Here is a 20,715-nt window from a genome sequence, read left to right as displayed (position 1 = left end):
TGCGCGGGGAGTCCATCGTGACACCTTGCTAGTAAGTAATCGCTTACTAGCTTAGTATAAGCAAACTCAGATGTACACCCGTCTGATCCGCCCCATCCCGCTACGCGACGCAGGGCGCGGTGAAACCCTGCCCTGTCCGGATTTGTGCAACTGCCGTGGCGCTCCCCGGCGCCCGACTACGGACCTCAGGCTTCGATCTCACGCGCCTGCTCGATCGCTTCCTCGATGCGGTCCACCGCAATCACGCGCATGCCGGGGATGGCCTGCTTGGGCGCATTGGCCTTCGGGATGATAGCGACCGTGAAGCCGAGCTTGGCAGCTTCCTTCAGACGCTCCTGGCCACGCGGCGCCGGACGGATCTCGCCCGCCAGACCCACCTCGCCGAACACCACCAGCTCGCGCGGCAGCGCCCGGCTGCGCAAGGACGACACGATCGCCAGCAGCACTGCAAGGTCCGCCGCCGGTTCGGCGATCTTCACGCCGCCTACGGCATTCACGAACACGTCCTGATCGAAGCACACCACGCCCGCATGCCGATGCAGCACCGCGAGTAGCATCGCCAGCCGGTTCTGCTCCAGGCCGACCGACAGGCGACGCGGATTCGGGCTATGCGCGCCGTCGACCAGCGCCTGGATCTCCACCAGCAGCGGGCGCGTGCCCTCCTGCGTCACCAGCACGCAGCTGCCCGCCACCTGCTGGCTGTGCTGCGACAGGAAGATCGCCGACGGATTGCTCACGCCGCGCAGGCCGCGCTCCGTCATCGCGAACACGCCCAGCTCATTCACCGCGCCGAAGCGGTTCTTGAACGCCCGCACCAGGCGGAAGCTGGAATGCGTATCGCCCTCGAAATACAGCACCGTGTCGACGATGTGCTCCAGCACGCGCGGCCCGGCGAGCGTGCCGTCCTTGGTCACGTGGCCGACCATGATCAGGCTCGTGCCGCTCTGCTTGGCGAAGCGCGTAAGCTGCGCCGCACATTCGCGCACTTGCGCCACCGAACCGGGCGCCGACTGCAGCGCCTCCGAATACACCGTCTGGATCGAGTCGATCACCGCGATGCGCGGCTTCGCCTCCTTGAGCGTCGCGAGGATGCGTTCGAGGTTGATCTCGGGCAGCAGCTTCAGCCCCGCCGGATCGAGCTGCAGGCGTTGCGCGCGCAGCGCCACCTGCTCGCCCGACTCCTCGCCGCTCACATAGATCGCCGCCTGCCGTGCCGCGAGCGCAGACAGCGCCTGCAGCAGCAGCGTCGACTTGCCGATGCCGGGATCGCCGCCGATCAGCACCACGCCACCGGCAACCAGGCCGCCGCCGAGTACGCGGTCGAACTCCTCGATCCCCGTCGGCGTGCGCGGTTCCTCGCGCGGCTCGAGCTCCGCGAGCGACTGCAGCCTGCCGGTCGTGCCGGCCAGCGCCGCGAACCGGCCGTTACCCGGCGCCGCGGCCTCGATCACGGTCTCGACCAGCGTGTTCCAGCCCTTGCACTGCGGGCACTGGCCCTGCCAGCGCGGCGCCTGTCCGCCGCACTCGCTGCAGACGAAGCTCGTCTTCGCCTTCGCCATCACGCGCCCACGTCATCGACCGCCATGCGCTTGAACTCGGCCACCGCATACTCCGCGAAGGTCGTGATCAGACGGGAACGGAACTTGTCGCGCGGCACGATCACCTCCAGCGGCGTGTATTGACGCGGCTCCAGCGGAATCCCGACCAGGCGCCCGTCGCGGAGGTCGCGCTGGATCGCCGCGCGCGACGCGATCGCGAACCCCATCCCCTCGGCTGCGAGATGCTTCACGGTCGCGAGGCTTCCCAGCTCAGCGCAGATCGTCAGCTCGTCGATGCCGATGCCCGCGGCGGCAAAGAAATCCTCGGCCAGTACGCGGATGGCGTTGCCCGGATCGCGGGTGATCAGCGGATGGTCCTTCAGCACCTTGGCGCTGAGGCTCTTGTGCTTCGCCAGCGCATCCTTCGGGGAACAGATCACGAACAGTTCGTCGCGCGTCGCCGTCATGCGCTCGATCGCCGGCTGTTCCGAAACGATCTCGATCAGCCCGAGGTCGAGCTCGCGCGACGCGACGCGGTCCTCGGTCAGCTGCGAATTGCCCACCACCACGCGCGGCACCACGCGCGGATATTTGCGCTTGAAGCCTTCCAGCAGCTGTGGCAGCCAGTACGCCGCAATCGTCGTGCTGGTCCCGATGTTGAGCGCGCCGCCGAGCTCGTCGGTCAGTTCCGACACCCGCGACTCCAGCTCGTCCGAAAGATCCAGGATCCGGTCCGCGTAGGCGAGCACCACCTCCCCGGCCGGCGTCAGGCTCACTCGCCCGTGCCCGCGCTCGAGCAGGCGCGTGTTGAAATGCTCCTCCGGCTGCTTGATCTGGAAGGTCACGGCCGGTTGGGTCATGAAAAGATGTTCCGCGGCCCGGGTGAAGGAACCGTACTTGGCCACGGCACTGAATACCTGAAGTCTGCGATCAGCCACGGCAACTCCATAAGTCTCGTTTATGCACTGCATTAAAGCACAGCTCATGCGCGACGTGAAATGTCTCACACTCACCTGACATCTCCGCGCGAACCGTGGCAATGAGTCAAATCACAACAAACTGACACATGTCGTGATATAAACCGCGCTTCACCTTCAGACGGCCGTCTCCCACCCGATGCCGCTCGGCTTCTACATCATCATGGCGGCGCAGTTCTTCTCTGCGCTGGCCGACAATGCGCTGTTGATCATCGCCATCGCGCTGCTGCGCGAGATGTCCGCCCCGGCAACGTACGAACCGCTGCTGAAGCTGTTCTTCACCGTCTCCTACGTCGCGCTTGCCGCATTCGTCGGCGCCTTTGCCGACTCGATGCCCAAGTGGCGGGTGATGTTCATCAGCAACACCATCAAGATCGGCGGCTGCCTCATGCTGCTCCTCGGCGCGCATCCGCTCTTCGCCTACGCCGTAATCGGGCTCGGCGCCGCTGCCTACTCCCCAGCCAAGTACGGCATCCTCACCGAATATCTGCCCCATCGCCTGCTGGTCGTCGCCAACGGCTGGATCGAGGGCCTCACCGTCGGCGCCATCATCCTCGGCACCGTCCTCGGCGGCGTGCTGATCCGTCCCGACGTCGGGAACTGGATCGCCAGTCTCGGCCTGCCCATGGTCAGCGGGAACGCCCTGCAGTCGACCATCGCCATCGTCGGACTGCTCTACCTTGCCGCAGCCGCGTTCAACCTGCGCATCCCCGACACCGGCGTCGACCACAAGCCGCTCAAGAACAACCCGATCTACCTCGTCCACGATTTCGTGCACTGCATGAAATTGCTGTGGCGCGACAAGCTCGGCCAGATCTCCCTCGCCGTCACCACCCTCTTCTGGGGCGCTGGCGCCACGCTGCAGTTCATCGTGATCAAATGGGCCGAGCACAATCTCGGCTTCGACCTTTCCAAGGCGTCGATGATGCAGGGCGTCGTCGCCGTCGGCATCGCGCTCGGCTCCGTGCTGGCCGCACGCCTGATCAGCCTGCGCCGCTCCGTCCAGGTCATCCCCCTGGGCATTGCCATGGGCCTGGTGGTGATGGTCATGGTCGTCGTCACCCAGCCCACGCTGGCGATGGTCCTGATGGTCGTCGTCGGCTGCCTGGCCGGCTTCTTCGTGGTGCCGATGAACGCCCTGCTCCAGCATCGCGGCCACATCCTCATGGGCGCGGGCCATTCGATCGCCGTGCAGAACTTCAACGAGAACCTGTCCATCCTGATGATGACCGGCCTGTACGCCCTGCTGATCATGTCGGGGCTGTCGATCACCGCGGTGATCGTGATGTTCGGACTGTTCGTAGCCGGGACGATGTACCTCGTGCTGCGGCGCCACAACTTCAACCAGCGCGAAGTCGATTCGGTCGCGCTGCTCGAAGACCACAGGCACTGACCCCGGCACGGGCCGCCCTCGCGGCCCGCCCGGCTCGCCTCACGCCTGCCCGGCAAGCTCCTGCATCAGGCGGCGCGCAAAGCAAAGATCCTCCCACGCCTTGGTCTTGTCGGCCTGGTTCCGCAGCAGGTATGCGGGATGATAGGTCACGACCACGGGCGTATCTCCACGATGAAACACCCGGCCACGCGACGCGCCGATGCTGATCTCCGCATCCAGCAATGCAAGCGCCGCCGGGCGGCCAAGCGCGATGAGGATGCGCGGGCGCACCAGCTCGATCTGGCGCGCCAGATAGGGGTGGCAGGTCGCGATCTCGTCGGCCTGCGGCGTGCGGTTGTGCGGCGGCCGGCATTTCACCGCATTCGCGATATAGACGTTTTCGCCCCGTTTGAGGCCGATTGCGGCCAGCATTGCATCGAGCAGCTTTCCCGCGACACCGACGAAGGGCTCGCCGCGCTGATCCTCCTCGGACCCGGGGCCCTCCCCGACGAACATCCACTCAGCCCCGCGATCGCCCACTCCGGGGACCGCCTGCCTGCGCTTCTCGCACAGGCGGCATGCCCCGCAGGCGCGCATATCGGCTTCCAGCTCGTCCCAGTCCATCCGCGCGATGCGGCCGGCCCGGGCAGGATCGACCTCCGCCCTTCGCACTCTGGATGGTGCTACAGCAGCAGCCGCCGTCGGGTGCGGTTTCGGATCGCGGGGGGGAAGCGCCACCCGCGCGCGATTCGCCTCACGTGCCGGCAACAGTGCCGCCGTCTGGGGCGGCGCGGACAGGGGCGAGGCCGCGCTGCCGCGACCCGGACCGGTTGCGACCGGCGCCGGCTCCGGCAAGGCCTCTACGGGTTCTGTCGCCCCCCCGTCCGCGCCCTGATCCCTACTTTCCTCCGCGCGCCCTGCACGCAATCGCCACACGGGAGCGAGGCCCATCTCGCGGAGCACGCTATCGCGCCGCGCGTGCCTCACAGTTCGCGCCTCATCACGATCGCCTCCTCCCGCCCGCCGTCGAGCGCCGGGTAATAGCCCTTTCTCCGCCCGACCGCGACGAATCCGCGCCCCTCATACAAAGCAAGTGCAGGCGTATTGGACGGGCGCACCTCAAGGAAGAATTGCGTCGCTCCCGTCTGCTGTGCCACGGAGAACAGGTGTTCGAGCAACTTCCCGCCAATGCCGTTGCGCTGTGCCCCCCGAGTAACGCTAATATTCAGGAGGTGCGCCTCGTCTATCACCGTCAGCATCACCGCATAGGCAACCGGGCCTGCGTCGTTGCACATCACCCAGCAGTTGTAGCCCGCGCGCAGGGAATCCGCGAAATTGCCTTCGCTCCACGGAAACGCATGCAGTTCGCGCTCGTTCTCAACCACCCACGGCAGATCCGCGTCCGTCATGGGCACGAAGGCGAATCCCCCGCTCACGCCCGCCCTCCGCGCGCAAGGCGCTCGGCAGTCGTCAGCGCAACCTTGTCCCGCACATACAGTGGCGCGGCGATATCGGCGGCGACCAGTATCCCGCCTTCGACCATGCGCATCGCCAGTCTCGCGACATCTGACGCGCGCGGCACTGCCCCCCCCTGCAAAGGGTCCAGCCGATCGAGCACCTCGCGCGGAATGCGATCGCCATAGACTGCAAAGGCCGATCCGATTCCGGTCCACCGCCCTCCGGCAGGCAATGCCAGCATTTCGGGCGGGCAGCACGTCGGCGGGGCAAGCATGACGGGGAGTCCGCCGACGAACCGACAGGCCGCCGAGTACACCTCACCCATGCGGGCATCGGTCGCGACATAGATGTCATCCCCCGAACCCTGCAACGCCAGCGCCTCGAGGCTGCAGATCGGCGCGACCCCGAGATCTGCCCCCATCGCCAGTCCCTGCGCCACCCCGCACGCGAGGCGTAAGCCCGTAAAGGCTCCTGGCCCGGCCCCGAACGCGACCGCGTCGAGCGCACCCAGCGCAATCCCGGCCTCGGACAGCAGCATCTTCAGGGTGGGCAGCAGGCGTTCGGAATGATTCGAATGCCCTTCCAGGCTTCGTTCCACGGTCTCGCCGTCGAACAACAGGGCGACGCTCGCGTGCTCGCACGAGGTCTCGATCGAGAGGATTTTCATAAGCCGCCCATTTTACCGGCAGCGGCCCATCTGCGCAGCGCCCGCAACGGGTATGCATGCCGCGGAAACGCGGACGAGCTCCGCTCAGCGCTCCGTCACGCTGCGCGGGCGATCCGCATCGCGCATCGCCTGCCGCAGCTCCTGGTAGAGTGTCTCGCGCTGCTCGCGAGACAGTCGTCGCGGCTCCGGCGCGACAGGGCGTGGGGCTTCAGGGCCGCTCATGAGCGCACGGCGCAGCTCGGCGCGCCGTTTCTCCCGTGTGCTTGCATGCCCTTGAGACGTTACGCTTTCCTTGACCGCGTGCGACGGCGGACTTTCGCGAGCGAAGCCGGGGCCGGCAGCAAGTGTCGACGCAAGGGCGAACAGGAAAGTCAGGATCCCCGTCGCCCGACGTCGAGCTTGTTGCCCCTGCGACCCGCGGTCACAGGGTGAACATGCCGTACAGGAAGTTGAACTGCTGTTTTCCATGATCGCTGCGGGCGGAGTAGGCATTGCACTTTCGGACGATGAAACCATACCCTTGTATTGGTATTTACGGCGCTCTCGGAGGAAGATTTAGAGGCCAACGTGTAAGGGCGTGTTGCGTATTTCCCAAGCCCTTACGAAACGTTACCCGTTACCCGCCAATCTTCGGGTCCGGCGCTGGCACGCGAAAATGTAACCGGATAGGATTCGCACCATGAACACCAAGATCCGATATCGAGTATTGCTGGTCGACGACGACGCTCGCCTCCGCGAACTGTTGTCGCGTTACCTCCAGGAACAGGGCTTCACCGTCAAGGCCGTCGTGGACGCTGCGTCCATGGATCGTGCCCTGCACCGCGAGCATTACGACGTGATGGTGCTGGACCTGATGCTTCCCGGCGAAGACGGTCTCGCCATCTGTCGCCGCCTGCGGGGCGACCAGAACGCCATCCCCATCATCATGCTCACGGCCAAAGGCGACGACGTCGACCGCATCATCGGCCTAGAGATGGGCGCCGACGACTACCTCGCCAAGCCGTTCAATCCGCGCGAGCTCGTCGCCCGCATCCACGCGGTGATGCGCCGGCAACCGCCGACGCTGCCCGGAGCGCCGACGATCGAGGATGAAGTCGTCAAGTTCGGCAACGTGCAGGTCAACCTCGGCGTGCGTTCGCTCGTTCGCGACGGCGAGGAGATCTCGCTGACCACCGGCGAGTTCTCCCTGCTCAAGGTCCTGCTCCAGCATCCGCGCCAGCCGCTGTCCCGCGACAAGCTCATGGAACTGGCGCGAGGCCGTGAATACGGGGTCTTCGACCGCGCGATCGACGTGCAGGTGAGCCGCCTGCGCAAGCTCGTCGAGGAAGACCCCGCCAAACCGCGCTACATCCAGACTGTGTGGGGCTTCGGATACGTATTCGTGCCGGATGAATCGAAGCCTGCCAACGAAGCCTGAGCTGTCCGTGTCGGAAGCGGGGGAGGCTTCGGCGGCCCCCGGCCAGGAGTCGCGCATCGCGCGGCTCCTGCCGCGCACGCTCCTGTGGCAGACCTTCTTCCTTATTGCCCTGCTCCTTACCCTCGCGCTCGCGACCTGGTCGCAGATCTTCAGCCATTTCGAGGAGCCGGCGCGCGCACGCCGCCTTGCGCAGATGGTCGCCAGCGTGGTGAACCTCACGCGCGCGGCGCTCATCAATGCCGAAGTCGAGCGGCGCACCGAACTGCTGATCGAACTCGCCGCGCTGGAAGGCATGCGCATTTACCCGGCCGAACCAAGCGACGAGCTCGAGCCACTGCCCAACACCCGCGGCATGCGGCTGCTGACTGACGAGGTCCGCCGCCAACTCGGCACCCACACCCGATTCGCCTCGCGCTGGAAGGCGCTGGACGGTTTCTGGGTGAGTTTCCGTCTCGACCCCGACGACGAACAGGACTTCTGGCTGATGCTCCCGTCGGAACGGCTGGAGCAGACCGGCGCCCTGGAATGGCTCGTATGGGGCGGCGGCGCGCTCCTCGCCGCGCTGATCGGTGCCTACATGATCGTTTCGCGCATCGGCGTCCCGCTGCGCAACCTGGCTCGCTCGGCACGCGTCGTCGGCAGCGGGCGCACCCCGCCGCACCTGCCCGAGAACGGGCCGCTGGAGATCGCCACCGTTGCACGGGCATTCAACCAGATGGCCGGCGACCTCGCCCGCACCGACGCCGACCGCGCCCTGATCCTCGCCGGTGTTTCGCATGACCTGCGCACTCCCCTTGCACGCCTGCGGCTCGGCATCGAGATGTCCGGCGCCCCCGAAACCGATGTCCGAGCGATGGTCACCGACGTCGAGGAGATGGACCGCATCATCGGCCAGTTCCTCGATTTCGGCCGCGGCGAGCCGCAGGAGCCCCTCCAGCTTGAAGACCTCGTCGGCCTGCTCGCCGACATCGCCGAACCCTATCGGCTGCGCGGCATCAAGGTGCACCTCGACACGCCGCCAAGCCTCTCCGCACCCGTGCGCACCCTGCCGCTTCGGCGCGCGGTCCGCAACCTGATCGACAATGCCGTGCGCTATGCGGGCGAGGAAAGCCCGATCGGCCTCATCCTCTCGAGCCGCGGCGACGAAGCCCTGATCGAGGTTGCCGACCGTGGCCCGGGCATTCCCGAGGCGGACATGGACCGCATGCGCCATCCATTCACCCGCCTCGAGACGGCCCGCTCGAATACCAAGGGCGCAGGCCTCGGCCTCGCGATCGTCGAACGCATCGTCGCCTCCCACGAGGGCCGTCTCGAACTGCGTGCCCGGAGCGGCGGCGGCCTGCGCGCCGTCATCCACCTGCCGCTCGAAGGACCCAGACGCGGGAGAATGCTCGCCGCCGGCAGCGAGGCTGGAAGCGAGTAGAGCGAACCGCTTGCAGCGCCGACTCGCTATAATCCCCGCGCATGAAGATTCTTTTCGACCTGCTTCCCGTCATCCTTTTCTTTGCCGCCTACAAGTTCGCAGGACACGATCCGGCTGCGGCGCACGAACTCGCCAGCAGGATTCTCGGCAACGGCATCGAGACTGCACAGGCACCGATCCTCATAGCAACGGCGGTCGCAATCCTCGCCACGATCGGCCAGATCGGCTGGGTATGGTTCAGGCACCGCAAAGTCGACACGATGCTATGGGTCAGTCTGGCGATCATCGTCGTGTTCGGCGGCGCAACGCTGTTCTTCCACAACCCCACCTTCATCAAGTGGAAACCGACCGCGCTGTACTGGCTGTTCGGCATTACGCTGGCGGGCTCGGAACTGCTGTTCCGGCGCAACCTGATCCGCAAGATGCTCGAAGCGCAGGTACGCCTGCCCGAGCCGGTATGGGGGCGCCTCAGCCATGCCTGGACGGCGTTCTTCATCAGCATGGGCGTCCTCAACCTTTACGTCGCCTACAACTTTTCCGAAGAGGCCTGGGTCAACTTCAAGCTCTTCGGCGGAATGGGCCTGATGCTACTGTTTGTCCTGGCACAGGGCCTCTACCTCTCCAAACACATCCAGGAGGAAACCAGCTGATGCTTTACGTGCTGACGGGCGAAGACGCCCCGGGCCAACTCGACGTCCGCATGGCCGTGCGCCCCGCACACCTCGCACGCCTCGAGAAGCTCCGTGACGAGGGACGACTCGTTGTCGCCGGGCCGATGCCCGCGATCGACTCGCCAGACCCCGGCCCGGCCGGCTTCTTCGGCAGCCTCGTGATCGCCGAATTCCCCTCGCAGGCCGAAGCCGAAGCCTGGCTCGCAGCAGACCCCTACGTCGCGAATGGCGTGTTCGCCCGCACCAGCGTCCGCCCGTACAAGAAGGTCCTGCCGTGAGCGTGATTGACGAGATCAGGAACCGGCTCGCGCCGCTGAATCCACTCTCGATCGAGATCGAGGACGAAAGTGCCCTGCACGCCGGACATGCCGGCGCGAAAGGCGGCGGAGGACACTACCGCATGACGATGGTGTCGGACGCATTTATCGGCAAGAATACGGTGGCACGCCACCGACTCATATACGGCGCGCTGGGCGAGCTGATGCGCACCCGCATCCATGCCCTCGCCATTCGCGCCCTGACGGCCGAAGAGGCCAACACTCAACCCACCAGAAAGGAACTTTGATGATTCGCTTTCCCAGCCGTCTCGCTCTTTGTCTCATGGCCGGCCTGATCGGCCAGGCAGCCCATGCGGCCGGCCCGGCCGCCACGGTGAACGGCACGGCAATCCCCGCGGCGCGCGCGGACGTGATGTTCAACGAGCAGCGTGCCCAGGGCGCTCCGGACAACCAGCAGCTCCGCGACGCAGTGCGCGAGGAACTGATCCGCCGCGAAGTTCTGGCCCAGGAGGCCGCAAAGAAGGGTATCGACAAGAAGAGCGAAGTGCAGGCCCAGATGGACCTCGCCCGCCAGGCCGTGCTGCTGCGCGCCTATATTCAGGACTACGTGAAGGCCAACCCGATCACTGACGCCGACCTGAAGAAGGAATACGACAGCGTCAAGAGCAAGATGGGCTCCAAGGAATACAAGCCCCGCCACGTCCTGGTCGAGACCGAGGACGAAGCCAAGGCGATCATCGCGAAGCTGAAGGCCGGAGAGAAGTTCGACGCGCTGGCCAAGCAGTCCAAGGACCCCGGCTCCAAGGACAACGGCGGGGACCTCGGCTGGAGCAATCCGGGCATGTTCGTGAAACCGTTCTCCGATGCCATGGTCAAGCTCGAGAAGGGCAAGTACAGCGAGACGCCGGTCAAGAGCGACTTCGGCTATCACGTGATCCAGCTCGACGACGTGCGCGACCTGAAGGCACCCGACTTCGAGGAAGTGAAGCCGCAGCTGGAGCAGCGCCTGCAACAGCAGAAGATCGAGAAGCACATCATGGATCTGCGCGCCAAGGCGAAAGTCCAGTAAGCATCCCGAGCTGAAACGCAAAGGGCCGCCCCGAGTGATCGGGGCGGCCCTTTTTTGCATCACTTCATCCCGAAACACGCGAAGGAGGGCTGTCACCCTCCTCCGCTGCGTCGTCAGAACTGCGCTTCGTCGAGCGCCAGCGCACCCGCGGCGCCATTCACGACCGTGTAGGACAGCGCCTGCGCCTGCGGCAGGACGTGGTCGGCGTAAAAGCGCGAGGTGACGATCTTGGTCTTGTAGAACTCGTCCGAGGAGCCTTCGGCGATGCGCTGCGACGACACCAGCGCGGCACGCGCCATGAGCCAGCCGCCCGCAACGATGCCGAGAAGCTTGAGGAAAGGCACCGAGCCCACGGAAGCGGCCTTGATGTCCTTGCCGTAGGTGGCGAGCACATACTCGACCGCGGCTTCCAGTGCGGCGATGCCCGACTCGAGGGACTTGCCGATCGCCACGAACGACTCGTCGCTACCCCTTTCGGCGAGCAGGGGGAGCACGCCGCGCATCTCCGCGATCAGGGCCTTGATGGTCACCCCGCCTTCGCGCGCCGTCTTGCGGCCGATGAGGTCGTTCGCCTGGATCGCGGTCGTGCCCTCGTAGATCGTCGTGATGCGCGAATCGCGCAGGTGCTGCGCCGCACCGGTCTCCTCGATGAAGCCCATGCCGCCGTGCACCTGCACGCCGGTCGACGCGATGTCGATCGAGTTCTCGGTCGACCAGCCCTTCACGACTGGGATCATGAGGTCGACGAAAGCCTGGTTTTCCGCGCGCACCGCGGCGTCCGGATCGCGATGCGCTGCGTCGTTCGCCGCTGCCACGACGTAGGCCAGCGCGCGCATGGCCTCGGTCTGCGACTTCATGGACATCAGCATGCGGCGCACATCGGGGTGATGGATGATCGACACCTTCGGGCCGCCGCGCACGCCCATCTCTGTGCCCTGCACGCGATCCTTGGCATAGGCCAGCGCATGCTGGTAGGCACGCTCGGACAGGGCCACGCCTTCCATGCCGACGGCGAAGCGCGCTTCGTTCATCATGATGAACATGTACTCGAGGCCGCGGTTCTCCTCGCCGACAAGGGTACCGATCGCGCCACCGTGGTCGCCGAATGCGAGCACGCAGGTCGGGCTGGCATGAATGCCCAGCTTGTGTTCGATCGACACGCAGTGGACGTCGTTACGTGCACCGGGCGTGCCGTCTGCGTTGAGCAGGAACTTCGGCACGACGAAGAGCGAGATGCCCTTCACGCCTTCCGGGGCGTCCGGCAGGCGGGCGAGCACGAGGTGGACGATGTTGTCCGTCATGTCGTGTTCGCCGTAAGTGATGAAGATCTTCTGGCCGAAAATCCTGTAGGTGCCGTCAGGCTGCGGTTCGGCGCGCGTGCGCACCGCCGCGAGGTCGGAACCGGCCTGCGGTTCGGTCAGGTTCATGGTGCCGGTCCATTCGCCGCTCACCATCTTCGGCAGATACGCTGCCTTCTGTTCGTCGGTGCCACTGAGCGTGACCGCTTCGATCGCGCCGCTGGTCAGCATCGGGCACAGGGAAAAGGCCATGTTCGAGGCCTTCCACATTTCCATCACTGCGGTCGCGACAAGCTTGGGAAGCCCCTGGCCGCCGAATTCGGGTTCGCACGCAAGAGCGGTCCAGCCGGCTTCGGCAAACTGCTTGTAGGCTTCCTTCCAGCCCGGCGCGGTGCGGACCTCGCCCTTGTCCCATCTGGCACCTTCCTGGTCGCCAGTCCGGTTCAGGGGCGCGAGGACGCCACTGGCGAACTTGTTCGCCTCATCGAGGATCGCGTCCACCAGATCCGCGGACACTTCCTCGCAGCCGGGCAATTTCGCGACTTCGTCGAGGCCGGCCAGCTCACGCATGACGAACTGCATGTCGCGGATCGGCGCAGTGTATTGACTCATGTGTTCTTCTCCCGAGACCTGCTTATTGTGAAACTGCGCCCATTCGGGCGCAGTCCTTGTCCAACTTTTTTATATTTCTAAAGCATTCAGCCGACGGCTTTGGCCAGCTCCGGCACGACTTCGAACAGATCGCCGACGAGGCCGTAATCCGCCACCTGGAAGATCGGCGCCTCCGGATCCTTGTTGATCGCGACGATCACCTTGGAGTCCTTCATGCCGGCGAGGTGCTGGATCGCGCCCGAGATGCCGACCGCGATATAGAGCTGCGGCGCGACAATCTTGCCGGTCTGGCCGACCTGGTAGTCGTTCGGCACGTAGCCCGCGTCGACCGCGGCACGCGAGGCACCCAGCGCCGCGCCCAGGGCGTCGGCGAGCGGCTCGAGCAGCTTGTGGTAGTTCTCGCTGTTGCCCAGACCGCGGCCGCCGGAGACAATGATCTTGGCGGCGCCGAGTTCGGGGCGCGCGCTCTTGGTGAGCTCGCGACCCTTGACGCTGGTCAGCCCCAAATCCGCAGCAGCCGCGACGGCTTCCACGGCGGCCGAGCCACCCTGTCCTGCTGCTTCGAAGGCGGTCGTGCGCACGGTCATCACCTTCACGGCGTCGGACGACTTCACAGTCGCCATCGCGTTGCCGGCGTAGATCGGGCGCACGAAGGTATCGGCCGATTCCACCGCGACGATGTCGGAAATCTGCGCGACGTCGAGCAGCGCGGCGACGCGCGGGGCCACGTTCTTGCCGTTGGCGGTGCTGGGCGCGAGGATGTGGGTGTAGCCCGCAGCATTGGCGACGATGAGCGCGGCGACGTTTTCTGCCGTCTGGGACTCGTAGTGGGCGGCGTCGGCGACGCGCACCTTCGCCACGCCTGCAATCTTCGCAGCAGCCTCGGCGGCACCGCCGCAGTTGGCGCCGGCGACCAGCACGTGAACCTCGCCACCGAGCTTCGCCGCGGCCGAGATGGTGTTGAGGGTGGCGGCCTTCAGGCTCGCGTTGTCGTGTTCTGCAATAACCAGGATCGCCATGTTCAGATCACCTTCGCTTCGTTCTTGAGCTTGTCGACGAGTTGCGCGACGTCCGCAACGCGCACGCCGGCGCTGCGCTTGGGCGGCTCGGCCACTTTCAGCGTCGCCAGGCGCGGCGCGACATCGACGCCGAGGTCCGCGGGCTTCACGGTCTCCAGCGGCTTCTTCTTCGCCTTCATGATGTTCGGCAGCGTCGCGTAGCGCGGCTCGTTGAGGCGCAGGTCGGTGGTGACGACCGCCGGCAGCTTCATCTCGAGGGTTTCAAGACCGCCGTCGATCTCGCGCGTCACGTTGGCGACGCCGTCGCTGAGCGCAACCTTGGAGGCGAAGGTGGCCTGCGGCCAGCCCATCAGCGCGGCCAGCATCTGGCCGGTCTGGTTCGAGTCGTCGTCGATCGCCTGCTTGCCGCAGATCACGACCGTCGGCTGCTCCTTGTCGCACAGCGCCTTGAGCAGCTTCGCCACGGCCAGCGGCTGCAGGTCAGCGTCGCTCTCGACCAGGATGCCGCGGTCGGCACCGATCGCCATCGCGGCACGGATCGTCTCCTGGCAGGCCGCAACGCCGCAGCTCACCGCCACGACCTCGGTGGCGATGCCGGCTTCCTTCAACCGCACTGCTTCCTCGACGGCGATTTCGTCGAAGGGGTTCATGGACATCTTCACATTCGCGATATCGACGCCCGTGCCGTCAGCCTTGACTCGCACCTTGACGTTGTAATCGACTACGCGTTTGACGGGTACCAGGATCTTCAATGCCGCGCTCCTTTGCGTGTTAGGTCGGTCGAAATTGTGGAAAGGGAATCATGTTACCGCCACCAGACCAAAAATACGCCGTTGCGATGAACACTTGACCGCCGACCGAAAAAATCGTTCCATACGCATGGGTATGGAGTGCATACGGTACCGTATGGTAATCCTTTAGTCAATACTGGGTGGTATGGAAAACAAGCCTCTAAAACCGCGCGTCCAGCTCGACCGCAACGCATGGGTAAGCGCCGCCACCGAGGTCCTCGCCGAAGAGGGCATCGCCGGACTTCGCGTGGAAGTGCTCGCAAAGCGCCTGAAGGTCACGAAAGGCAGCTTCTACTGGCACTTCCAGGATCGTCGGGATCTGCTGCTGGCCGTCCTTCATGTGTGGAAGGACGGGCGGATCCGCGACATCGTCAAGCAGACGCGCGCCCAGCCCGGCCGGGAGCTGGAGCAGATTTATCACGTAATCGATGTTTATAGCACGAGCCGCAGCCGGCGCGGTGCCGCAATCGAACTCGCAGTGCGCGACTGGGCGCGTCGCGACGCCGACGCGGCGGCGATCGTCGCCGAAGTCGACGACATCCGCCTGCGCTGCGCGCGCGATCTGTTCCTCGCGTGCGGGGTGCCGATGGAGGAAGCGTCGAGCCGCTGCATGCTGCTATATGCCTACGTGTTCGGCATCTCGCTGATGATCTACGACAAGTTCGACAGCGACGTGACACGCCTGAAACGCGATATCGCAGAGCTCATCGCGCAGTCGGCGAGCATGAAGCGCAAGGCTGCCGCGACCAGCGGCTGAGGCCCCCCGACGCCGCTGCTCGCGGACCAGTCATTTTGCCTGGACACTCCCGAATCAGCCGCAAGCCAGCGCAGGGAGGACGGCGCAGGCGTTCCGTCCCGTGGCCTCTGTGACTTCGGCGACGGAGAGGCCGCGCAGTCCGGCCAGCACCTCGGCAAAGCGACGCAGATCGGCCGGCTCGTTGCGCCTTCCCTGGGCCCAGGCGGGGGGGATGTCCGGCGCGTCCGTTTCGAGCACGATCGAGTCCAATGGCAGCGTCGCCGCGAGGTTGCGGATTCGGCGCGAGCCGTCGAAAGTCATCGCCCCGCCGAACCCGAGCCTGAACCCCAACGCGATGAAGGCATCTGCCTGCTGGCGACTGCCATTGAAGGCGTGAGCGATGCCGCCAGGCACCTCGATCCGGCGCAGCTGCTTGAGAATGTCATCGACTGCGCGCCGGACATGGAGGATGACGGGAAGCCCGAAACGGCGGGCGAGCTTGAGCTGTTCGACAAAATACTGCTCTTGCGTCGCTCGGTCGAAATCCTCCCCGTAGAAATCGAGGCCGATCTCCCCGACCGCGACGGCCCGCCCATGCGCGAGACGCTCCTGCAGGATGTCGAGATCCTCCCCGCGCGCGCCACCGACATACATGGGATGGATGCCGAAGGCGTGGACGATGTCGGCATTGGTGGCCGAGAGCGCCGCAACCCTGTCGAAATTCGCGACCTCGACCGCGGGCACGACGAAGCGTGCAATGCCCGCCGCGCGCGCGGCCGCGATTACCGCCGCGCGGTCCGCGTCGAACTCGACGGCATCGAGGTGGATGTGCGTATCGACGAGCATTGGAGCGGCGCCGGGGTTGCGGGCACCCCCTGCCCCGTTGCGGTCAGCGCCCGCGCCACTCCGGTCTGCGCTTGGCGATGAAGGCATCGATGCCTTCGGCCGCGTCCTCGCTCATCATGTTGCAGGCCATGGTCTCCGCTGCCATCTGGTAGGCGGCCTCCATGCCCATCTCGAGCTGGCGGTAGAACATCTGCTTGCCCATGCGGATCGCGAGAGGCGATTTGGCGCAAATCGCGGAGGCGAGCTTGGCGATCTCGGTGTCGAGCGCCTCCAGCGGCACGACGCGGTTCACGAGGCCGCGGCGTTGCGCTTCGGCGGCGTCGATGAAGTCGCCGGTCACCAGCATCTCGAACGCTTCCTTGCGCCCCATGTTGCGCGACAGCCCCACGCTGGGGGTCGCGCAGAAGAGGCCGACGTTGATGCCCGATACGGCAAAGCGTGCGACGTCGACGGCAACGGCGAGGTCGCACATCGACACGAGCTGGCAGCCGGCCGCGGTCGCGATGCCGTGGACACGGGCGATGACGGGCTGCGGCAGCTCGGTGAGCTTCACCATGAACTTGCCGCACAGGCGGAAGAGATCCTGCTGGAATTGCAGCGTATGGTTGCCGCGCATCTCCTTCAGGTCGTGCCCGGCGCAGAAGGCCTTGCCCTCGCCCGCCAGCACGACCACGCGCACGCTCGTATCCTTCGCGATCGCGTCGATCTCGTCGATCAGGGCTTCGAGCATCGCACGCGAGAGGGAGTTGAACTGGCCGGGCCGGTTCAGCGTCAGGTATGCAACGCCCCCCTCGTCGCGGCGCAGAAGAATCGGTGCGTTGTCGGATTGCTGAGGCAGTGCGCTCATCGTTATCTCTCCCGTGATGTTTGTCTGTGTAATGAAGTTCTTATTTTGCCCTATCGGACCACGAAGCGGAGGAGGTGCCGGGCCGTGATCAGCTCCCGGGATGGAATTGCAGCGAGCATTTTGGAGCGCCCCCTTCCCCACCCCAGTCCGACCCTTGAAGGGTCGTGAGGTCCGCCCTGCAAACTGGAGTGCCACATAGGGCACAACGCTGCACTAGCGGCCGCACACCCCCGCACCGATCCCGTCCCCCCAGTGCCCGATTTCGTTCGCGAGCCGTTCGCCCGCCCTGCGGAATGCGGTAACCCCACCCCGCGCGTCCGCACTGGGCGCAGGCTCGCGCATCGCGAACGTCCGCCGCGCGACCGCATTCTCACCTCTCGGCGGCAACAGTTCGGCGCGGGCGTTGATGACCGCAGCACTGGCTTCGGGGGCGTCGAACGCCTGGGTGAATTCGTCGATTTCAAGGCGCAGGCGGCAGCCGCCGCCGGTCGAAGACGGTGCCGACAGGGCCTGAAGCAGCCGCCGCTGCAGCATTTCGGCCGGCGGGGCGGCCCACCGGCTTTCGGAAAACATCTGGCGTTGCGCGGGCTGACGGTACTCAAGCCGATACTGCATTGCCGATGTTGCGAGCCAGGACGGCGCCCGGACTTCGATTTTCGACGGCAGGATGGCAGGCGCCGGGGAAGCGGCCTCGGCCACGCCGAGATCGTAGATGGCGGGCACGGCCGAGCGTTGCGGCAGACCGCCGCAGGCACCCAGCGCAAGACCCGCGCAGAGCGCGGCGAGGATCCTCACTCCCCGCTTCCAGTTACGAAATGTCATGAGAGTTCCGTGAAAATTCATCGGGTCGGGGACGCGTTGGCGTTGAATCCGGTTTCGCCGGGGCCGGCAGGGACGGGATCGCGTCCGAGCAACAGCATCTGCGGAGAAGCGTCGACTTCCTCGACGAGATGCCCGATACGTTGCGAGGTTCCTTTCAGTTCATCGAGCAGCGCGTTGAGCTGCGGCAGGGTTTCGTTGGTCACCTGCTCGCCCGTAACAGCAGTCGCTGCATCGAGACGCTCGGCGAGCCCGTACAGCCGGGTCATCAGCATCTTGAGTTCGCCGATGGCCGGCCCGGCGTCGACACTCGCACGCTCCAGATTCTGCAAGGTACTCGACAGCCGGGTCAGATTCTCCTGGTTCAGAACCGCACGGATCGATGCCAGGGTCTTCGGCGCGTCGGCCAGCGTCCGGTCCGCCCCCGCCGCCGCCGACTCCAGTTTCTGGAGGGTATTTCCAACCCGGCGGATGTTCTCGTCCGTGACGAGATCGCCGAGCTTGTCTGCAACGAGTCTGAGTCTGCGCGCGGCGTCGAGGGCCGTGTCGGAGAGTTGCTCCATCGTCCCAGGTTCCATCTTCAGCCGCGGTGGTTCATCGCCCTCCCCCACCAGTGGCTCCGGATTTTCGCCACGGTCGTTGAGCTGGACGTAGGCGAGCCCGGTGACCCCTTGATAGGCGAGACTGGCGCGTGTGCCTTTCGTCAGCGGAATGTCGTTGCGCAGGCGGATATGGACGAGGATCTTGCGCGGATCCTCGGGGTCGATGGCGATGTCGGAGACCTTCCCGGCGGCCATGCCGCGATAGCGCACCCGTGCCTCGAGGTTGAGGCCCGTGACGGTGCCGGCCGACTCGAGGATGTAGGTGCGCTGCGAGTCACCGTCGTCGGCGAACCACCACAGCGATGCGAGCAGCGCGGCGCCGAGAACGATGGCGAAGAGTCCCGCCGCAAGGGCATGGGCACGGTTTTCCATCAGCGCACCCCTCCGCTCCGGACGCCTGCGCGCAGGCCGAAGGGTTTGCGGAAGAAGCCGTCGACAAAGGGGTGGTCCAGTTCCATCGTTTCCTCGAGCGAGACGCAGCTCACGATGCGTCGATCCGAGAGTATCGCGATTTTGGTCGCCAGCGCTGCGAGCGTGTCGACGTCGTGGGTCACGAGCACCACGGTCAGCCCGAGCTGACGCTGCAGGCTGCGCACGAGTTCGACGAAGGCCATGCTGCGGTCCGGGTCCAGGCCCGCCGTCGGTTCGTCGAGCAGCAGCAGTTCGGGCTCGAGCGCAAGGGCACGCGCGAGGGCCACACGCTTGACCATTCCGCCCGAGAGCTCCGCGGGCATCAGTAGTGCCGTCGAGCGGTCGAGTTCGACCATCGCGAGCTTGAGGGCGACGAGGTTGGCAATCTCGGCTTCCGTCGCGACGCGCAGTTCCCGCAGCGGGAAACCGATGTTATCGGCAACATTCATCGCGGAGAACAATGCGCCGTGCTGGAACAGCACGCCGAAACGGCGCCGTCGCATGCGCTGTTCGCGGACGCTACCGGAAAACAGCGGCGCACCGAACACCGACACCTCGCCCGCGGCCGGCCGCGTGAGGCCGATGATGTGGCGCAGCAGGGTCGTCTTGCCGCTGCCGGACCCACCGACCAGCGCGACCACTTCGCCACGATGCACGGTCAGGTCAACGCCATCGTGCACCCGCGTGGCGCCGAAGCGCGTGACGATGCCGTGCAGCTCGATCACCGGCTTCGCGTTCATCGCGGCACCCCGATCGAGCGTGTGGCGATCGCGAACAGCGCGTCGATCAGGATCACGACGGTGATCGACGAAACGACCGAGGCCGTCGTGTTGGCCGACAGGCTTTCGGTGTTGGGGCTGACGCGCAGGCCGAAATGACAGGCCACCAGGGCGATCATCAGCCCGAACACCGCCCCCTTGGCGAAACCGATGACGAGGTTCGCGAGCGGCACGACCTGCGGCAGGCGTTCCACGAAGAAGGCCATGCCGAGATCGAGCTGCAGCCACGCCGACAGCATACCTCCGAGCAGTGCGACCGATGAGGTCCACAAGACCAGCAAAGGCATCGCCAGTGTCAGCGCGATGACCTTGGGCAGGACGAGGCGGATGGTGCGCGAGATCCCCATCGCCGAGAGGGCGTCGATTTCCTCGGTGACGCGCATCACGCCAAGCTGGGCGGTCATCGCTGAACCGGAACGGCCGGCTACCAGCACCGACACCAGCACCGGCCCGAGCTCGCGGATGATGCCGAGCCCCAGGATGTTGACGATGAAGATGTCCGCACCGAAGGCGCGCAGCTGCAACGCCGAAAGATAGGACATGACGACGCCGATGAGGAAGCCCACGAGTGCCGCCACCGGCATCGCCTTGAAGCCGGCCTTGTATACGTTGGCAGAGATCTCGCGCAGGGGCCACTCGGCCGAATGGCGCATGAGGTAAGCGAGATCCAGGCACAACTGGCCGAGCAGGCGGGTGAAGTCGAGCGCGTGATTGCGGAACGAAAGCAGCGTGCTCCCGAGAACGATGACAGCGTCCACGAGGTTGAAGCGCGGCACCCGCGGCAGCGGCGACTCCGCGCTGGCTGCCACACGCTCGATGATCGCGCGCAGATTTTCAGAGATTTCGATGCGTTCGGGCCAGCGCTTGTCCCACGCGTGCCAGATCAGCGCGGCGCCGAAGCTGTCGAGGCGCGAAATGCCGTTCAGCGACCACGCCACGTCGTCGCGCCTGCCCGCCAGCTGTTCGCGGAAGGTGCTCAACCGCTGGGCCAGTGCGCGCAGCGTCCAGTCGCCCTGCAGGCGCACCAGGCTGCGTGCGCCGGGCGCAGTCGCCGCATCGGTGGCGATCTCGGGGCTGCGCATTCG

22 protein-coding genes are annotated in these 20,715 nt (G+C 65.8%); 8 read left to right on the top strand and 14 right to left on the bottom strand.

The genetic code is table 11. The features are described 5' to 3' along the window. Nucleotides 1–185: 185 nt before the first annotated feature. Nucleotides 186–1,559: a DNA repair protein RadA gene (radA, locus tag ToN1_RS22395; protein ID WP_169205031.1), complete on the bottom strand. Its 1,374-nt coding sequence runs from the start codon at nt 1,557–1,559 to the stop codon at nt 186–188. Further along, nucleotides 1,559–2,476 carry a LysR family transcriptional regulator gene (locus ToN1_RS22390; protein WP_210147908.1) on the bottom strand — a complete coding sequence of 306 codons (918 nt, stop codon included), beginning with the start codon at nt 2,474–2,476 and terminating at the stop codon, nt 1,559–1,561. Before ToN1_RS22390 ends, radA begins: the two co-directional genes overlap by 1 nt. A gap of 178 nt (nt 2,477–2,654) precedes the next feature. Here ToN1_RS22390 and lplT point away from each other — a divergent pair, with 178 nt between their 5' ends. Next, nucleotides 2,655–3,908 carry a lysophospholipid transporter LplT gene (gene lplT / locus ToN1_RS22385; protein ID WP_169205029.1) on the top strand — a complete coding sequence of 418 codons (1,254 nt, stop codon included), beginning with the start codon at nt 2,655–2,657 and terminating at the stop codon, nt 3,906–3,908. A gap of 39 nt (nt 3,909–3,947) precedes the next feature. On the opposite strand, the gene ToN1_RS22380 is transcribed toward lplT, so the two are convergent. Genes ToN1_RS22380 through tsaB form a run of 3 tightly spaced genes read right to left on the bottom strand, consistent with a single transcriptional unit; the run spans nt 3,948 to nt 6,012 of the window. Continuing rightward, nucleotides 3,948–4,838: a uracil-DNA glycosylase gene (locus ToN1_RS22380; RefSeq protein ID WP_169205096.1), complete on the bottom strand. Its 891-nt coding sequence runs from the start codon at nt 4,836–4,838 to the stop codon at nt 3,948–3,950. A gap of 32 nt (nt 4,839–4,870) precedes the next feature. Next, nucleotides 4,871–5,296, bottom strand: coding sequence for a ribosomal protein S18-alanine N-acetyltransferase (rimI, locus tag ToN1_RS22375; protein WP_169205095.1), 426 nt, complete (start codon nt 5,294–5,296; stop codon nt 4,871–4,873). A 23-nt stretch (nt 5,297–5,319) separates the two neighbouring features. Next, nucleotides 5,320–6,012, bottom strand: a complete 693-nt coding sequence (gene tsaB, locus ToN1_RS22370; protein WP_169205028.1) for a tRNA (adenosine(37)-N6)-threonylcarbamoyltransferase complex dimerization subunit type 1 TsaB — start codon at nt 6,010–6,012, stop codon at nt 5,320–5,322. Nucleotides 6,013–6,691: 679 nt separating this feature from the next. On the opposite strand from tsaB, the gene ompR reads away from it, so the two are divergent. From ompR to ToN1_RS22340, 6 genes are read left to right on the top strand one after another with little or no spacing between them, the layout of a single operon-like run. After that, the gene (gene ompR, locus ToN1_RS22365) at nt 6,692–7,429 is read left to right on the top strand and encodes an osmolarity response regulator transcription factor OmpR (protein WP_169205027.1); all 738 of its coding nucleotides are present in this window, start codon (nt 6,692–6,694) and stop codon (nt 7,427–7,429) included. After that, complete coding sequence (locus ToN1_RS22360) at nt 7,401–8,852, top strand: ATP-binding protein (RefSeq protein ID WP_244860859.1); 1,452 nt, start codon at nt 7,401–7,403, stop codon at nt 8,850–8,852. Before ompR ends, ToN1_RS22360 begins: the two co-directional genes overlap by 29 nt. A gap of 41 nt (nt 8,853–8,893) precedes the next feature. Then, nucleotides 8,894–9,502, top strand: coding sequence for a septation protein A (locus tag ToN1_RS22355; protein ID WP_169205025.1), 609 nt, complete (start codon nt 8,894–8,896; stop codon nt 9,500–9,502). Next, a complete protein-coding gene (locus tag ToN1_RS22350) occupies nt 9,502–9,801 on the top strand; it encodes a YciI family protein (RefSeq protein WP_169205024.1) in 300 nt (99 codons plus the stop codon). The genes ToN1_RS22355 and ToN1_RS22350 overlap by 1 nt, the downstream gene beginning before the upstream one ends. After that, a complete protein-coding gene (locus ToN1_RS22345) occupies nt 9,798–10,088 on the top strand; it encodes a BolA family protein (RefSeq protein ID WP_169205023.1) in 291 nt (96 codons plus the stop codon). The genes ToN1_RS22350 and ToN1_RS22345 overlap by 4 nt, the downstream gene beginning before the upstream one ends. Then, nucleotides 10,088–10,870: a peptidylprolyl isomerase gene (locus tag ToN1_RS22340; RefSeq protein WP_169205022.1), complete on the top strand. Its 783-nt coding sequence runs from the start codon at nt 10,088–10,090 to the stop codon at nt 10,868–10,870. Before ToN1_RS22345 ends, ToN1_RS22340 begins: the two co-directional genes overlap by 1 nt. A gap of 113 nt (nt 10,871–10,983) precedes the next feature. Here ToN1_RS22340 and ToN1_RS22335 read toward each other — a convergent pair whose 3' ends face one another. From ToN1_RS22335 to ToN1_RS22325, 3 genes are all read right to left on the bottom strand, one after another. Next, nucleotides 10,984–12,780 (bottom strand): acyl-CoA dehydrogenase, encoded by a 1,797-nt coding sequence (locus ToN1_RS22335; RefSeq protein ID WP_169205021.1) that lies wholly within the window; start codon nt 12,778–12,780, stop codon nt 10,984–10,986. Nucleotides 12,781–12,866: 86 nt separating this feature from the next. Beyond that, entirely contained in the window at nt 12,867–13,799 is a 933-nt protein-coding gene (locus ToN1_RS22330) for an electron transfer flavoprotein subunit alpha/FixB family protein (protein ID WP_169205020.1), read from the bottom strand. Nucleotides 13,800–13,801: 2 nt separating this feature from the next. Beyond that, nucleotides 13,802–14,551: an electron transfer flavoprotein subunit beta/FixA family protein gene (locus tag ToN1_RS22325; protein WP_169205019.1), complete on the bottom strand. Its 750-nt coding sequence runs from the start codon at nt 14,549–14,551 to the stop codon at nt 13,802–13,804. Nucleotides 14,552–14,735: 184 nt separating this feature from the next. Between ToN1_RS22325 and ToN1_RS22320 the strand changes: the two genes are divergently transcribed. Then, complete coding sequence (locus ToN1_RS22320) at nt 14,736–15,347, top strand: TetR/AcrR family transcriptional regulator (protein WP_169205018.1); 612 nt, start codon at nt 14,736–14,738, stop codon at nt 15,345–15,347. Nucleotides 15,348–15,401: 54 nt separating this feature from the next. On the opposite strand, the gene ToN1_RS22315 is transcribed toward ToN1_RS22320, so the two are convergent. The 6 genes from ToN1_RS22315 to ToN1_RS22290 all read right to left on the bottom strand — a co-directional run bounded on the left by ToN1_RS22315 (nt 15,402) and on the right by ToN1_RS22290 (nt 20,712). Further along, nucleotides 15,402–16,172, bottom strand: a complete 771-nt coding sequence (locus ToN1_RS22315; protein ID WP_169205017.1) for a TatD family hydrolase — start codon at nt 16,170–16,172, stop codon at nt 15,402–15,404. A gap of 43 nt (nt 16,173–16,215) precedes the next feature. Continuing rightward, complete coding sequence (locus tag ToN1_RS22310) at nt 16,216–17,019, bottom strand: enoyl-CoA hydratase (RefSeq protein WP_169205016.1); 804 nt, start codon at nt 17,017–17,019, stop codon at nt 16,216–16,218. 213 nt (nt 17,020–17,232) lie between these two features. Continuing rightward, a complete protein-coding gene (locus ToN1_RS22305) occupies nt 17,233–17,841 on the bottom strand; it encodes an ABC-type transport auxiliary lipoprotein family protein (RefSeq protein ID WP_169205015.1) in 609 nt (202 codons plus the stop codon). A gap of 17 nt (nt 17,842–17,858) precedes the next feature. Next, a complete protein-coding gene (locus ToN1_RS22300; protein WP_169205014.1) occupies nt 17,859–18,812 on the bottom strand; it encodes an MlaD family protein in 954 nt (317 codons plus the stop codon). Further along, complete coding sequence (locus tag ToN1_RS22295) at nt 18,812–19,591, bottom strand: ABC transporter ATP-binding protein (RefSeq protein ID WP_169205013.1); 780 nt, start codon at nt 19,589–19,591, stop codon at nt 18,812–18,814. The genes ToN1_RS22300 and ToN1_RS22295 overlap by 1 nt, the downstream gene beginning before the upstream one ends. Next, the gene (locus tag ToN1_RS22290; RefSeq protein WP_169205012.1) at nt 19,588–20,712 is read right to left on the bottom strand and encodes an MlaE family ABC transporter permease; all 1,125 of its coding nucleotides are present in this window, start codon (nt 20,710–20,712) and stop codon (nt 19,588–19,590) included. The genes ToN1_RS22295 and ToN1_RS22290 overlap by 4 nt, the downstream gene beginning before the upstream one ends. Between the last annotated feature and the right edge of the window lie 3 nt (nt 20,713–20,715).

Origin of the sequence: Aromatoleum petrolei (assembly GCF_017894385.1) — a bacterium.
Taxonomy (GTDB): Bacteria; Pseudomonadota; Gammaproteobacteria; order Burkholderiales; family Rhodocyclaceae; genus Aromatoleum; species Aromatoleum petrolei.
This window is presented reverse-complemented; position numbering and strand designations above follow the sequence as displayed.

Excerpts from the sequence above, each read along its gene's own strand:
- radA (WP_169205031.1), bottom strand. The coding sequence starts at position 1,559 with ATGGCGAAGGCGAAGACGAGCTTCGTCTGCAGCGAGTGCGGCGGACAG.
- lplT (WP_169205029.1), top strand. The coding sequence starts at position 2,655 with ATGCCGCTCGGCTTCTACATCATCATGGCGGCGCAGTTCTTCTCTGCG.
- ToN1_RS22380 (WP_169205096.1), bottom strand. The coding sequence starts at position 4,838 with ATGGGCCTCGCTCCCGTGTGGCGATTGCGTGCAGGGCGCGCGGAGGAA.
- rimI (WP_169205095.1), bottom strand. The coding sequence starts at position 5,296 with ATGACGGACGCGGATCTGCCGTGGGTGGTTGAGAACGAGCGCGAACTG.
- tsaB (WP_169205028.1), bottom strand. The coding sequence starts at position 6,012 with ATGAAAATCCTCTCGATCGAGACCTCGTGCGAGCACGCGAGCGTCGCC.
- ompR (WP_169205027.1), top strand. The coding sequence starts at position 6,692 with ATGAACACCAAGATCCGATATCGAGTATTGCTGGTCGACGACGACGCT.
- ToN1_RS22360 (WP_244860859.1), top strand. The coding sequence starts at position 7,401 with ATGAATCGAAGCCTGCCAACGAAGCCTGAGCTGTCCGTGTCGGAAGCG.
- ToN1_RS22355 (WP_169205025.1), top strand. The coding sequence starts at position 8,894 with ATGAAGATTCTTTTCGACCTGCTTCCCGTCATCCTTTTCTTTGCCGCC.
- ToN1_RS22350 (WP_169205024.1), top strand. The coding sequence starts at position 9,502 with ATGCTTTACGTGCTGACGGGCGAAGACGCCCCGGGCCAACTCGACGTC.
- ToN1_RS22340 (WP_169205022.1), top strand. The coding sequence starts at position 10,088 with ATGATTCGCTTTCCCAGCCGTCTCGCTCTTTGTCTCATGGCCGGCCTG.
- ToN1_RS22335 (WP_169205021.1), bottom strand. The coding sequence starts at position 12,780 with ATGAGTCAATACACTGCGCCGATCCGCGACATGCAGTTCGTCATGCGT.
- ToN1_RS22330 (WP_169205020.1), bottom strand. The coding sequence starts at position 13,799 with ATGGCGATCCTGGTTATTGCAGAACACGACAACGCGAGCCTGAAGGCC.
- ToN1_RS22320 (WP_169205018.1), top strand. The coding sequence starts at position 14,736 with ATGGAAAACAAGCCTCTAAAACCGCGCGTCCAGCTCGACCGCAACGCA.
- ToN1_RS22315 (WP_169205017.1), bottom strand. The coding sequence starts at position 16,172 with ATGCTCGTCGATACGCACATCCACCTCGATGCCGTCGAGTTCGACGCG.
- ToN1_RS22310 (WP_169205016.1), bottom strand. The coding sequence starts at position 17,019 with ATGAGCGCACTGCCTCAGCAATCCGACAACGCACCGATTCTTCTGCGC.
- ToN1_RS22305 (WP_169205015.1), bottom strand. The coding sequence starts at position 17,841 with ATGACATTTCGTAACTGGAAGCGGGGAGTGAGGATCCTCGCCGCGCTC.
- ToN1_RS22300 (WP_169205014.1), bottom strand. The coding sequence starts at position 18,812 with ATGGAAAACCGTGCCCATGCCCTTGCGGCGGGACTCTTCGCCATCGTT.
- ToN1_RS22295 (WP_169205013.1), bottom strand. The coding sequence starts at position 19,591 with ATGAACGCGAAGCCGGTGATCGAGCTGCACGGCATCGTCACGCGCTTC.
- ToN1_RS22290 (WP_169205012.1), bottom strand. The coding sequence starts at position 20,712 with ATGCGCAGCCCCGAGATCGCCACCGATGCGGCGACTGCGCCCGGCGCA.